General features: G+C 60.0%; 10 protein-coding genes. 3 read left to right on the top strand and 7 right to left on the bottom strand.

Annotation, left to right across the window (positions count from 1 at the left end):
* Positions 1–62 precede the first annotated feature (62 nt).
* The gene (lysC, locus tag AC559G_RS21180; RefSeq protein WP_438599259.1) at positions 63–1,430 is read left to right on the top strand and encodes a lysine-sensitive aspartokinase 3; all 1,368 of its coding nucleotides are present in this window, start codon (positions 63–65) and stop codon (positions 1,428–1,430) included.
* A gap of 133 nt (positions 1,431–1,563) precedes the next feature.
* A complete protein-coding gene (gene panS, locus AC559G_RS21175; protein ID WP_498914491.1) occupies positions 1,564–2,484 on the top strand; it encodes a bile acid:sodium symporter family protein in 921 nt (306 codons plus the stop codon).
* 49 nt (positions 2,485–2,533) lie between these two features.
* On the opposite strand, the gene AC559G_RS21170 is transcribed toward panS, so the two are convergent.
* The 6 genes from AC559G_RS21170 to AC559G_RS21145 form a co-directional block, all read right to left on the bottom strand.
* The gene (locus AC559G_RS21170) at positions 2,534–4,183 is read right to left on the bottom strand and encodes a Na/Pi cotransporter family protein (RefSeq protein WP_498914488.1); all 1,650 of its coding nucleotides are present in this window, start codon (positions 4,181–4,183) and stop codon (positions 2,534–2,536) included.
* A 198-nt stretch (positions 4,184–4,381) separates the two neighbouring features.
* Positions 4,382–5,374, bottom strand: coding sequence for an ABC transporter ATP-binding protein (locus AC559G_RS21165; protein ID WP_498914486.1), 993 nt, complete (start codon positions 5,372–5,374; stop codon positions 4,382–4,384).
* A gap of 4 nt (positions 5,375–5,378) precedes the next feature.
* The gene (locus AC559G_RS21160; protein WP_095846847.1) at positions 5,379–6,164 is read right to left on the bottom strand and encodes an ABC transporter permease; all 786 of its coding nucleotides are present in this window, start codon (positions 6,162–6,164) and stop codon (positions 5,379–5,381) included.
* 79 nt (positions 6,165–6,243) lie between these two features.
* Entirely contained in the window at positions 6,244–7,080 is an 837-nt protein-coding gene (locus tag AC559G_RS21155; RefSeq protein WP_498914484.1) for an ABC transporter permease, read from the bottom strand.
* Between the two features lie 9 nt (positions 7,081–7,089).
* Entirely contained in the window at positions 7,090–7,887 is a 798-nt protein-coding gene (locus AC559G_RS21150) for an alkaline phosphatase family protein (RefSeq protein ID WP_095846845.1), read from the bottom strand.
* An 11-nt stretch (positions 7,888–7,898) separates the two neighbouring features.
* Positions 7,899–8,963 (bottom strand): ABC transporter substrate-binding protein, encoded by a 1,065-nt coding sequence (locus AC559G_RS21145; protein WP_498914482.1) that lies wholly within the window; start codon positions 8,961–8,963, stop codon positions 7,899–7,901.
* Between the two features lie 261 nt (positions 8,964–9,224).
* Between AC559G_RS21145 and AC559G_RS21140 the strand changes: the two genes are divergently transcribed.
* A complete protein-coding gene (locus tag AC559G_RS21140) occupies positions 9,225–9,947 on the top strand; it encodes a UTRA domain-containing protein (protein WP_498914479.1) in 723 nt (240 codons plus the stop codon).
* 26 nt (positions 9,948–9,973) lie between these two features.
* On the opposite strand, the gene metH is transcribed toward AC559G_RS21140, so the two are convergent.
* The gene (gene metH, locus AC559G_RS21135) at positions 9,974–13,654 is read right to left on the bottom strand and encodes a methionine synthase (RefSeq protein ID WP_498914477.1); all 3,681 of its coding nucleotides are present in this window, start codon (positions 13,652–13,654) and stop codon (positions 9,974–9,976) included.
* Positions 13,655–13,690: the final 36 nt, after the last annotated feature.

The raw sequence follows: 13,690 nt of genomic DNA, 5'->3' as shown, positions 1-13,690 counted from the left end.
TGCCAAGGCTCTGGAAATAAAATGCCGTCAAAACGGCACTCCCTGACACGAGGTTTTTTTACATGACTCAAGCAGCATCCCAACATGCCACCATCGTGGCCAAATTCGGCGGTACCAGCGTCGCCAACTTTGACGCCATGAACCACAGCGCGGACGTCGTCCTGGCCAACCCCAATGTGCGCCTGGTGGTGCTTTCCGCTTCCGCCGGCATTACCAACCTGCTGGTGGCGCTGGCCGAAGGCAACGAAACCGAAAAACGCAGCTATTACCTCGATGAAATTCGCCGTATTCAGTACGCCATCCTTGATCGCCTGGATAACCCCCAGGTGGTGCGCGACGAAATCGACCGCATGTTGGAAAACATCGCCATGCTGTCGGAAGCCGCCGCACTGGCCACCTCGGCGGCACTGACCGATGAGCTGGTCAGCCATGGCGAACTGATGTCTACCCTGCTGTTTGTGGAAGTGCTGCGCCAGCGCCAGGTTCAGGCCGAGTGGTTCGACGTGCGCAAAGTGATGCGCACCACCGATAACTTTGGCCGCGCCGCGCCAGATACCGCCGCGCTGAAAGAGCTGGCGCAAACGCTGCTGAAGCCGCGGGTTGAAGAAGCCCTGGTGATCACCCAGGGTTTTATCGGCTGCGAACCGAAAGGCCGCACAACTACGCTGGGCCGCGGCGGCAGCGACTACACCGCGGCGCTGCTGGGCGAAGCGCTGAACGTCAGCCGGGTGGATATCTGGACCGACGTGCCGGGCATTTACACCACCGATCCCCGCGTGGCGCCCTCAGCCAAGCGTATCGACCGCATTGCGTTCGAAGAAGCCGCGGAAATGGCGACCTTTGGCGCCAAAGTGCTGCACCCGGCCACGCTGCTGCCGGCGGTGCGCTGCGATATCCCGGTATTCGTCGGCTCCAGTAAGGATCCCGCCGCTGGCGGTACGCTGGTGTGCAACGACACGGAAAACCCACCGCTGTTCCGCGCGCTGGCCTTGCGCCGCAAACAAACACTGCTGACGCTGCACAGCCTGAACATGCTGCATGCGCGCGGCTTCCTGGCGGAGGTGTTCAGTATTCTGGCGCGCCATAACATTTCGGTGGATCTGATCACCACCTCTGAGGTTAACGTGGCGCTCACCATGGATACCACCGGCTCCACCTCGACCGGCGGCAGCCTGCTGACTACCGCGCTATTGACCGAGCTTTCCTCGCTGTGCCGGGTCGAAGTTGAAGAAAACCTGGCGCTGGTGGCGCTAATCGGCAACAATCTGTCGCAGGCCTGCGGCGTGGGCAAAGAAGTCTTTGGCGTACTCGAACCGTTCAACATCCGCATGATTTGCTACGGCGCAAGCACCCATAACCTCTGCTTCCTGGTGCCCGGCGACGATGCTGAGCAAGTGGTTCGCACCCTGCACCGCAACCTGTTCGAATAAGCTCTGTTCTGCGGGCACCCACGGCGTGCCCGCACTGTAATCACGTACATATATAAAAAATAATGTTCCACACCTCCAACATAACGACCAACCACCACTCCCCTTGTTCCCGCTTGGCTAAGGAAATTCATTCATGCTGGCAAAAGTAACTCGTCTGTTCCCACTGTGGGCAATCCTGCTCTCGCTCGCCGCCTATTACACGCCGTCGTCGTTCAGCGGCGTCGGCCCCTACGTCAGCCCACTACTGATGTTGATTATGTTCGCCATGGGCGTCACGCTGCGGCTGGACGACTTCAAGCGCGTGCTCTCGCGCCCTGCGCCGGTGGCCGCCGGGATTTTTCTGCATTATCTGGTGATGCCGCTGGCCGCCTGGCTGCTGGCGATGCTGTTCCATATGCCGCCGGATTTGTCCGCCGGCATGGTGCTGGTCGGCAGCGTCGCCAGCGGGACTGCATCCAACGTGATGATCTATCTTTCCAAAGGCGATGTGGCGTTGTCGGTCACCATTTCGGCCGTCTCAACGCTGGTCGGGGTGTTCGCCACGCCGCTGCTGACGCGCCTGTATGTCGATGCCAAAATCAGCGTCGATATCATGGGCATGCTGCTGAGCATTTTGCAGATCGTGGTGGTGCCGATTGGCCTGGGGCTGATTGTGCACCAAACCTTCACCAAAACCGTTAAACGCATTGAGCCCTTCCTGCCGGCGCTGTCGATGGTGTGCATCCTGGCGATCATCAGCGCCGTGGTGGCCGGCAGCCAGAGCCACATTGCCTCCGTTGGCCTGGTGGTGATTGTCGCGGTGATTCTGCATAACGGCATCGGCCTGCTGAGCGGCTATTGGGGGGGCAAGCTGTTCGGCTTTGATGAATCCACCTGCCGCACGCTGGCGATTGAAGTGGGCATGCAAAACTCCGGGCTGGCGGCCACGCTCGGCAAGCTTTACTTCTCGCCGCTGGCGGCCCTGCCGGGCGCATTGTTCTCGGTTTGGCACAACCTTTCCGGCTCGCTGCTGGCGGGCTACTGGTCCGGCCGGCCAATCAAGAAACAAAAATAAACGCACACGGGGCGCCGATTGGCGCCCCGCAATGAGATAGACCGGGCGTTTACAACGAGCTGGTTTTTTCCTCCCAGTCACGCTCATCTTCCCGCTCATCCTGCTCCAGCACGTTATACGCCACCGAACAGAACAGCGAATTCAAACGCTTCATATCCCCCAGCAGCCCCAGATGCAACGAGCTGGTTTCGATGCTCTGCACGTTCTGCTGGTGCAGCCGGTTAACGTGAGCATGGGCATAGCGACGATCGAGAATACGGAAGCGGTGTTTGGAACGGCGCAGCCGCCTGGCGCTGGTGAGATCGCCGGACAAGAACACCGACAGGCTCAGACGCAGGTTGCCGACCAGGCGTTCATGCAGGGCATCCAGCTCTGCCAGCCCTTCGGCCGAAAAAGCGCGCCGTGCGGCATGGGACTTGGCCGCCACGTCGTCGGTCATCCGCTCGATGATGTCCCCAGCCTGCTCCAGGTTAAGCGCCATTTCAATGATTTCCGCCCAACGGCGTGAATCCTGCTCGCCCAGATCCTCTTTCTGAATTTGCGCCAGATACAGTTTGATGGCGGTGTACAGCACGTCCACATCGTCATCAAGGCGGCGCACTTCCTTTTCCCGCGCCAGTTTGCCATGCAGCACTTCGTGGTGCAGGATCATCATATGCTCCACCACGTCGCCCATACGCAGCGTTTCCCGCGCCGCGTTGGCCAACGCCAGCGTCGGCGTATCCAGCGCGCTGCTGTCCAGATGGCGCGGCCGCAGCCGCGGATCGTCCTCCGGCGTATCGGCAATCAGCACGCCGCACAACCGCGCCATCGGGCCGGCCAACGGGATCAGCACCAGGCAACGGATCAGGTTGTAGAACATGTGGAAGTAAATCACCAGATCTTCATTCTTGCCCGGCAAACGGCTCATCATATCGGCCAGATAGGAAATAAACGGCAGCACCAGCGCGCAGCCGGCGATTTTGAACAACAGGCTGCCGAGCGACACCCGCCGCCCGGCGGCGTTCTCACCGCTGGTGTTGATGGTTGCCAACAGCCCGCTGCCCAGATTGGCGCCGATCACCAAGCACAACGCCACCTTCAGCGAGATCACGCCGGAAGCGGTCAGGGTGGCCGACAGCAGCACGGCGGCCAGGCTGGAATAGCTGACAATGGCGAACAGCGCCCCGGTCAGCGCATCCAGCATTACGTCGCCCGTCAGCGAAGAGAACAGCACTTTCACCCCGGCGGCCTGGGTAATCGGCGTGGCGGCGGCCACAATCAGTTCCAGGGCCAGGACGATCAGCCCCAGGCCAATCGACACCCGGCCAATCTGCCCGATGCGGGTTTGCTTGCGGCTAAGGAAAAAGATCACGCCGATGAATATCAGCAACGGAGAAAGCCAGGAAAGATCGAAGGTCAGCACGCGCGCCATCAGCGCGGTGCCCACGTCGGCGCCAAGCATGATCACCAGCGCCGGCGTCAGCCCTACCAGGTTTTGCGCCACAAAGGAACTGACCAGCATCGCGGTGGCATTGCTGCTCTGTACCAGCGCGGTAACGCCGATGCCGGCAGCGAACGCCAACGGTTTCTTTTCAACGCTGCTGCTTAGCACCCGGCGCAAATTGGCGCCATAGACCCGCATGATACCGGTGCGCACAATGTGGGTGCCCCACACCAGCAGCGCCACGGCAGAAAGCAGGTGAAGAAGGGTCAACACGGAAAGCACGCTCCATTAAACGCCCGGCAAGGTAAGGCGGCTATCCTGCCTGCCGGGCGCCAATTTAGCAGGACAGCGGCAACGGGCTGCGGGCGCCTGGCGGGGTTCCCTGTTGTTATACCCTCCACCTTTCAACTCGCCGCCACGTCGGCAGCAAGTTGAAATCTCTTGGCTATAACGGCAAATGCCGCAGCACGGTCATGCAACTTCCCGTAATGTAACGGGTTCTAAGTGTAGCCCAATTTCGCCGCCGTCGGGGTGTAAATCGCCCGCCGAGCGGTTGAGCACATCCACCAACAGCTCCACCCCCTGCGCCTGAATGCGGTAACGCACCACGTTGCCGAGCAGGCTGTGGTTCATCACCCGGGCGGCAATCCCCTGGCCGGCGGGCAACAGGGTGATGGATTCCGGCCGAATAGCCACCTTACCGCGGTACAGATTCCCGGTCAAAGCAGTGGCCTGTTCCGCCTCGAGCAAATTGTAACTGCCGATGAAGCCAGCGGCGAAGGCGTTGGCCGGCTGCGTATACAGGGTGGCGGCATCGCCGCTTTGAACAATTTCCCCTTTATTCATCAGTACGATACGGTCAGAGAGTGTTAGCGCTTCCTCCTGATCGTGGGTGACGAAGATCGCCGTAAGGTTCAGTTCACGCTGGATACGGCGGATCTGCTCGCGCAGGTGTTTGCGGATGCGCGCATCCAGCGCCGAAAGCGGCTCGTCGAGCAGCAGCAAACGCGGGCGCGTCACCAGCGAGCGCGCCAGCGCCACCCGCTGGCATTGGCCGCCGGAAAGCTGATGCGGGTAGCGCTTGGCTAATTCGGTCAACTCTACCAGCGCCAGCGCTTCCTCCACCCGTTGCTGGATTTCGCCGCTCGCCAGCCGCTGCATTTTCAGGCCGAACGCCACGTTGCCCGCCACCGTCATATTGGGGAACAGCGCATAACTTTGGAACACCATGCCGATGCCGCGCTTTTGCGGCGCCAGCGGCACCAGATCGACGCCCTGCAGCAAGATCTGCCCGCTGTCGACCGGGGTCAGCCCTGCCAGGCAGCGCAACAGCGTGGATTTACCGCAGCCGCTGGGGCCAAGCAGCGTAACAAACTCGCCCTCTTCGGCGCTGAAATCGATGTCGTGAAACACCTGGGTCGGCCCATAGTGTTTATTCAGGCGTGTGATGTTGAGATATGCCATAGGGTTAGCCCTTTGTTTTGTTCAGTAGGTTTGCCAGCCAGGTGACTACCAGCACCACCGCGAAATAGGAAATCACCAGCGCGCTGGTGAAATGGCCGCTGCCATTGCGCATGTTGTAGAGATAAACCTGCAGCGTTTCATACTGGCTGCCCACCAGCAGGTTAGCGAACACAAACTCACCGATCAGAAAAGAGAACGACAGCAGTACCGCGATCATGCCGCCCTTGCGCAGATTAGGCAGCACCACCAACAGCGCCGCCTGCCAGGTGCTGGCGCCCAACAGGTGGGCAGCATCCATCAGATCGCGCAGGTTGATCGCCTGCATGTTGTTGCTGATGGCGCGGTAGATAAACGGCAACGCGATGGTGAAGTAACAGCCGATCAGGATCCACGGCGTGCCGAGCAACGGCAGCGGATCCGCGGCAAACAGTTGCATCAGCCCGACCGATGACACCACCGGCGGCACGGCGAAAGGCAGCAGGATCAGGATATTCATCACCGCATCCAGCTTCGGGAAGTAGTAAGCAATAACAAACATCAGCGGCAGAATCACCACCACGGCCAGCACCAGCGAGCCAAAGCAAATCAGCAGCGAGTGCCACAGCGCCTGCAGGAAGCGTGGATCGGCCCACAGCGCCGTCATCCATTTCAGCGTGAAGCCGTCCGGCAAAATGGTGGCCCCCCACTGCGTGGCCAGCGCATACACCAGCGTCGCCGCCAGCGGCAACAGCAGGATCAACAGCAATACGCCGGTCACCACCCGGTGATAAAAAAATTCAAAACGCGGCATCGGCAACCTCCGTTAAACCCCATAGATTTCGCGTTGCGGCTTACGCCGCGGCAACCTGAAAGACGCAGCGCATAGGCCGCTAACGTGCACGGGTATAGCTCCTGCGTAACAGCCATTGGTGAATCAGGGTGATCAACGCCATCATCACCACCAGCAACATCGCCAACGCGCTGGCCAGGTTAGGATCGAGCGAAATATCCCCCGCCACCAGGCCCGAAATACGGATAGGGATCACGTTGAAGTTACCGGTGGTCAGAGCATATACCGTGGCATAAGCGCCGAGCGCATTGGCCAGCAGAATCACGAAGGTGCCCATCAACGCCGGCGCCAACACCGGCAGGCCGATATAGCGCCAAAAGCGCCACGGGCTGGCGCCGAGCAGCGCGGCCGATTCGCTCCAGTCGCTGCGCAACGCATCAAACGCCGGGTACAACAGCAAAACCCCCAGCGGGATCTGAAAATAGGTGTACAGCACGATCAGCCCGCTTTTCGAATACAGATTGAAGCTTTCCATCAGGCCGTATTTACGCAGCAGCAGCGTCAGGCAGCCGTTCAACCCCAGCAGAATCACGAAAGCGAACGCTAACGGCACGCCGGCAAAGTTGCTGGTCATGTTGGTAAACGACATCACGAAATCATGCAGCCGGGTTGGGCCTAACTGGCGTAGGGAATAGCTGCCGATCAAGGCGATCAACAGGCCATAGACGCTCGACCACAGGGAGATTTCCAGCGAGAACTGGAAGGCTTGCAGATAAAACGGCGAGGTCAGCACGTCGATATAGTTGCCTAACCCCCAGCCGCTGCTTTCGCTGAAAAAACTGTTGATGGCGATCCAGATCAGCGGCGCAACCTGAAATGCGCCAAACAGCACGATAAACGGCACCAGGCACAGCGCAGCAATCCATTTAGCTTTCATCTTGCTCCTTCATGCCAGCAGTGCGCGGCAGCTCGGTTTGTCATGGGCAACGGCCAGTAGTTCGCACAGCGTGCCGCACAGTTCGGTCTGCAACGGGCTGGCTTCCTGTTGGCTGAAGGCGCTGCCGAATACGAACAGCGGCACTTCTCGCTCTTCCGGCAGCACGCCGCCGTGGCTGCGATCGTCATTCATGCCGTGATCGGCGGTCACCAGCACCTGGTAGCCGGCCTCCAGCCAGCCCGGCAGATAACGCGACAGCACGCCGTCGGCATTACGCGCCGCGTTGCGGTACTGCGGGGAAGAAAGCCCACAGCGGTGCCCGGCATCATCAATGTTCATCGGGTGAATCAACAGGAAATCCGGCTGGTGCCGGCAACGCAGGCTCTCCGCGTCATCAAACAGATGCGAGTCCGGATAGCGGTCATCGTAATAAAAATGACCATGTTGAATCGGCAGCGCCGGTTCGTCAGTGTGGCGATCGCGCGCGGCATTGAACGGGGTACGGTTATACAGCTCACTGACCCAATGGTAGGCTGCGGCCGCCGTACACAAACCGGCGGCGCGCGCATAGTGGAACACACTCTGCTGATGCGACAGGCGCGAAACATTGTTATGCACCACGCCGCTCAGCACCGGCGTAACGCCGGTGAGAATGCACTCATACAGTGGCCGGGAGAGCGAGGGCAACTCGCTCTCCATTTTGTATAACCGCCCACGCCCTGCCGCACATTCGGCTTGTAAATAGCCCATGGCGTCATGCGCCACTGAATAATTCAGGCCGTCCAGCAGTACGAGGATCGTTTTCATAACTTTCTCACTCACTGTTGCATAAACATAATGACGTTTTCCTGCCACAGGCGCGGCAGCAGTTTGGCGCTTTTTTCCCAGGCGGCCGGATCGGCGATGGGGTGCGCATTTTTGTATTGCTCCGCCGGCAGCAGTTTGGCTTTTACGTCATCCGGCAAGGTGAGGTGTTCCGCGCGGATCGGGCGGGCGTAGCCGCGCGCCAGGTTAATTTGGCCGGCATCCGAGAAGATATATTCACGCGCCAGCTTGGCGGCATTCGGGTGCTTGGCGTATTTGTTGATGATGGTGGTATAGCCGGAGGTGATGGTGCCGTCGGAGGGGATCAGCACTTCAAAGCGGGTTGGATCGATCTGATCGCGGTAGTTCAGGCCATTGAAATCCCACACTACGCCGACTTGTACTTCGCCCTTTTCCAATGAAGCGATAACCGGGTTGGTCAGGCTCAGGCGGCCAGCCTTCGCCAGCTTGCCGAAGAATTCTAGCCCTGGCTTCAGGTTCTTTTCGTCACCGCCCATCGCATAAGTGGCCGCCAGTACGCCGCTCGCCGCCTGTGAAGCGGTGCTGACATCGCCGATGGTCACATGATAAGTGCCTTTCAGCAGATCGGCCCAGCTGTGGGGAACATCCTTAACCTGCTGTTTGTTAATGATGAAAGCGATGGTGCCGGTGTAAGCCAGCGCCCAGTGGCCGTCTTTATCCTTCGCCCAGTCAGGGATCTGATCCCAGGTAGTGGGCTTATACGGTTGGGTAACGCCTTTTTGTAACGCAATCGGGCCGAATGCCGCCCCGACGTCGCCAATATCGGCCGTGGCGTTGTTTTTCTCGGCGTCAAACTTGGCAATCTCCTGAGCCGAGCTCATGTCGGTGTCCCGATGCTGCAGGCCGTATTTTTCCTGCAAATCTTTCCAGGTATCTTTCCAGTTGGCCCAGCTGTCCGGCATGCCGACGCTGTTAACGGCGCCTTCCTGTTTGGCGGCCTGTTCAAGCGCGGCCACATCGGCATCAGCGGCCCAGCTCATCTGGCTGGCCAACAGCATGGCACTGGTTAAAACGGAGGCGTACAAACGTCGTTTCATCACTTATGCTCCAGATGGTAGTGTGTAGTAAGGGCTGGACTAGTCCAGCAAGAACCACGCCAATCTAGCGAATAAATGTGATAAACAGATGTCAGCCAATGAAACGGCGGTTAAACCACCGGCATATCCCCAAAATCATTCGAGTTGCAGGCAAGCCGACATACCGGCAACGGAACGTATAACGGCGCTAACCGGCCTGGATGACAAGGCGACAACTGCCTTCATGGAGGGCGTTTTGCACTATAATGAGGCGAAAGTTGAATGAGTGAGATACCCACAACGGCAGCGGCCATTTGCCAGGCGCTGCATGCGCGCATTGCGGGCGGGGAACTGTGCGCCGGCGACAAACTGCCGTCGGAGCGCGTACTGAGCGAGCAGTTTTCCACTACCCGCATTACGCTGCAGGAAGCGCTTGGCCAGTTGGAAGCCGAGGGCATCATTTACCGCCAGGTGCGCCGCGGCTGGTTTATTTCGCCGCCGCGGCTGTTGTATAACCCGTTGGAGCGCAGCCACTTCCATGAAATGGCGCAGCAGCAGGGGCGCCAGGCGCGCACGGAAACCATTGACGCCGCCACGGTGGCGCTGTGCGAACCACTAAGCCAGCGGCTGGAACTGCCCGACGGCACGCCGGTATACCGCATCCGCCGCCTGCGCTATATCGACGGCCGGGCGGTGCTGTATTGCGAACATTACCTGAACCCCGCCTATTTCCCCGACATCCTCAGCGCCGATCTCAGCCAATCGCTCACCGGTATGTACGCCGAGCGCTACGGCATTCGTTACGGCCGGGTGCGTTTTGACATGTTGCCGACGTTGCTACCGCAAGAGGCGGCGGCGCTGCTCAAGGTCACCTACGGCAGCCCGGCGCTGTTCATCACCCGCATCAACCGCGATCAGCACGATCGGGTGATTGACTGCGATCTGGAATACTGGCGCTACGACGCGCTGCATATTGATGTGGAAGCCACCGAGGGGCAGGCTTAGGCCGCGCCAAGCGCGGCCTAAGCAGATTAATCCGCGTCATACCCCAGGTTTGGCGCCAGCCAGCGTTCAACCTCGCTGACGCTCATGCCTTTGCGTGCCGCGTAGTCCGCCACCTGATCGCGCTGGATCTGCGCCACGGCGAAGTATTTGCTCTGCGGATGGCTGAAGTACCAGCCGGAAACCGCCGCCCCCGGCCACATGGCGAACGACTCGGTCAGTTTCATGCCGGTATGGCGCTCAACGTCCAGCAGTTGCCAGATCTGCGTCTTTTCAGTGTGTTCCGGGCAGGCCGGGTAGCCCGGCGCCGGGCGGATCCCCTGATAGTTTTCGCGGATCAGCTCCTGGTTGCTGAGGTTTTCATCGGCGGCATAGCCCCAGTGCAGCTTGCGCACCTGCTCGTGCAGGTATTCGGCAAACGCCTCCGCCAGCCGATCGGCCAGCGCTTTGAGCATGATTTTGTTGTAGTCATCATGCTGGGCGTCATACGCCGCCGCCAGTGCGTCTTCCTCCAGGCCGCCGGTAACGGCGAAGGCCCCCAGATAGTCGGCCTTGCCGCTGCTTTGCGGCGCGATGAAATCCGCCAGACAATAGTTGGGGAAGTCGCTCTTTTCCGTCTGCTGGCGCAGGTGATGGCTGACCACCCACGCCTGTTCACGCGTCTCGTCGCGATACACCGCGACGTCGTCACCCACGCGGTTGGCCGGGAACAGGCCGTACACGCCGCGTGGGTTCAAGCTGCCGCTGGCATCCAGCATATCCAACATGTGATTGGCGTCCTGGAACAGACGCGTCGCCTCTTCGCCCACCACCTCATCTTGCAGAATGCGCGGGTATTTACCCGCCAGCGACCAGGTCATGAAGAACGGCGTCCAGTCGATATACTCACGCAGGGTGCCGATGCTCGCCGCCACCGGGAATACGCCCAGTTGCTTCGGCACCGGCGGCGTATAGCTCGCCCAGTCCAGCACCATCGCATTGGCGCGCGCCTGTTCCAGGGTGACCGGCGCGGTGCGTGGCTTTTTGCGCCCGTGCTGAATACGCACGGTTTCATATTCCCGGCGGGTGCGGGCAACGAACTCATCGCGCTGGGTGGGCGACAGCAATGCGGCCACCACCCCGACGGTGCGCGACGCATTTTGCACATAGGTGGTTGGCCCGCTGTAGTTCTGCTCGATCTTCACCGCGGTATGCGCCTTTGAGGTGGTGGCGCCGCCGATCAGCAACGGGATGGTAAACCCTTGCCGCTCCATCTCTTTTGCCACATTGACCATTTCATCCAGCGATGGGGTGATCAGGCCCGACAGGCCGATGATATCCACCTGTTGTTCACGCGCGGTTTTCAGAATCTTGTCGGCCGGCACCATCACGCCCAGATCAATAATCTCGTAGTTGTTGCATTGCAGCACCACGCCGACGATATTCTTGCCGATATCGTGCACATCGCCTTTGACCGTCGCCAGCAGGATCTTGCCGGCGGCGCTGCCCTGCTGTTTGCTGGCCTGGATGTAAGGTTCCAGATAGGCCACCGCCTGCTTCATGACGCGCGCCGATTTCACCACCTGCGGCAGGAACATCTTGCCCTCGCCGAACAGATCGCCGACTACGTTCATACCGGCCATCAGCGGGCCTTCGATCACTTCGATCGGCCGCGCGGCCTGTTGGCGCGCCTCTTCGGTATCCTGTTCGATAAACTCGGTGATGCCTTTCACCAGCGCGTACTCCAGGCGTTTGCTCACCGGCCAGCCACGCCATTCGGCCTGCTGGACGTCGGCTTCCCGATCTTTGCCGCCGCGGTATTTTTCCGCCAGTTCCAGCAGGCGCTCGGTGCCGTCCGGGCGGCGGTTAAGGATCACATCTTCCACCGCTTCGCGCAGTTCGGCGGCCAGATCGTCATAGATCGCAAGTTGGCCGGCATTGACGATGCCCATATCCATGCCGTTGCGAATGGCGTGATACAGGAACACTGCGTGGATCGCCTCGCGCACCGGATCGTTGCCGCGGAATGAAAACGAAACGTTGGACACCCCGCCGGAAATCAGCGCGTGCGGCAGTTGGCTTTTAATATCGGCGCAGGCTTCGATAAAGTCGACGGCGTAGTTGTTGTGCTCTTCAATACCGGTCGCCACGGCGAAAATATTCGGATCGAAGATAATGTCTTCCGGCGGGAAGCCGACCGTTTCCGTCAGCAGTTGGTAGGCGCGGCGGCAGATGGAGAATTTACGTTCACGGGTATCCGCCTGGCCCACTTCGTCAAACGCCATCACCACCACGGCGGCGCCGTAACGGCGCACCAGCTTCGCGTGATGGATAAAGGCCGCTTCGCCCTCTTTCATCGAGATCGAGTTGACGATGCCCTTGCCCTGAATGCACTTCAGGCCGGTTTCGATCACATCCCATTTCGAGGAGTCGATCATAATGGGCACGCGCGCAATGTCCGGCTCACCGGCGATCAGGTTAAGGAAGCGCGCCATCGCCGCTTCGGCGTCAAGCATCCCCTCGTCCATATTGATATCAATGATCTGCGCGCCGCTTTCCACCTGTTGGCGCGCCACTTCCAGCGCCTCGTCGTATTTCTCTTCTTTGATCAGCCGTTTAAAGCGGGCGGAGCCGGTGACGTTGGTGCGTTCGCCCACGTTGACAAACAACGTATCGGCATCAATGTTCAACGGCTCCAGACCGGATAAGCGGCAGGCCACCGGTATCGCCGGCAGGTTGCGCGGCGGCACCCCGGCCACCGCCTGCGCCATCGCCGCAATATGCGCCGGCGTGGTGCCACAGCAGCCGCCGATGATATTCAGGAACCCCGCCTGCGCCCATTCCCCCACTTGCCGCGCCATCTCTGCGGCATCCAGATCGTATTCGCCAAAGGCATTGGGCAGGCCGGCGTTGGGGTGAGCGCTGACGTAACTTTCCGCGATGCGCGCCAGTTCCGCCACATACGGGCGCAGTTCGTCCGGGCCTAGTGCGCAGTTAAGGCCAAAGCTCAGCGGCTGCACATGGCGCAGGGAGTTATAGAATGCTTCGGTGGTCTGGCCGGATAGGGTACGGCCGGAGGCATCGGTGATGGTGCCGGAAATCATGATCGGCAACACCACGCCCAGGGCTTCGAACTCGCTTTCCACGGCAAAAGCCGCCGCCTTGGCATTCAGCGTATCGAAGATGGTTTCGATCATGATCAAATCAACGCCGCCTTCAACCAACGCGCGGGTCGATTCACGGTAGGCGGCCACCAGTTGATCGAATGAGATATTACGGAATGCCGGATCGTTGACGTCCGGGGAGATCGACGCCGTTCGGTTGGTCGGCCCCAACACCCCGGCCACATAGCGTGGTTTCTCCGGCGTGCGCGCCGTCCATTCATCGGCGCAGGCGCGCGCCAGGCAGGCCGCCTGGTAGTTAATCTCGGCGGACAGCGCTTCCATATGGTAGTCGGCCATCGCGATCGGGGTGGCGTTGAAGGTGTTGGTTTCGAGAATATCGGCGCCGGCTTCCAGATAGGCGTAATGGATAGCGCTAATGATGTCCGGCTTGGTCAACACCAGCAGATCATTATTGCCTTTCAGATCGCTGTGCCAATCAGCAAAGCGTGCCCCGCGGTAATCCTGCTCTGCCAGTTTGTAGCTCTGGATCATGGTGCCCATGCCGCCATCCAACACTAAAATACGCTGGGCTAGCTGCTGCCGTAATTGTTCTGCTCGATTCGTCACTGTCGCCTCTTCACACGTGGTGATCCCATTACCCCG

Source organism: Gibbsiella greigii, assembly GCF_039540155.1.
GTDB classification, from domain to species: Bacteria; Pseudomonadota; Gammaproteobacteria; order Enterobacterales; family Enterobacteriaceae; genus Gibbsiella; species Gibbsiella quercinecans.
This window is presented reverse-complemented; position numbering and strand designations above follow the sequence as displayed.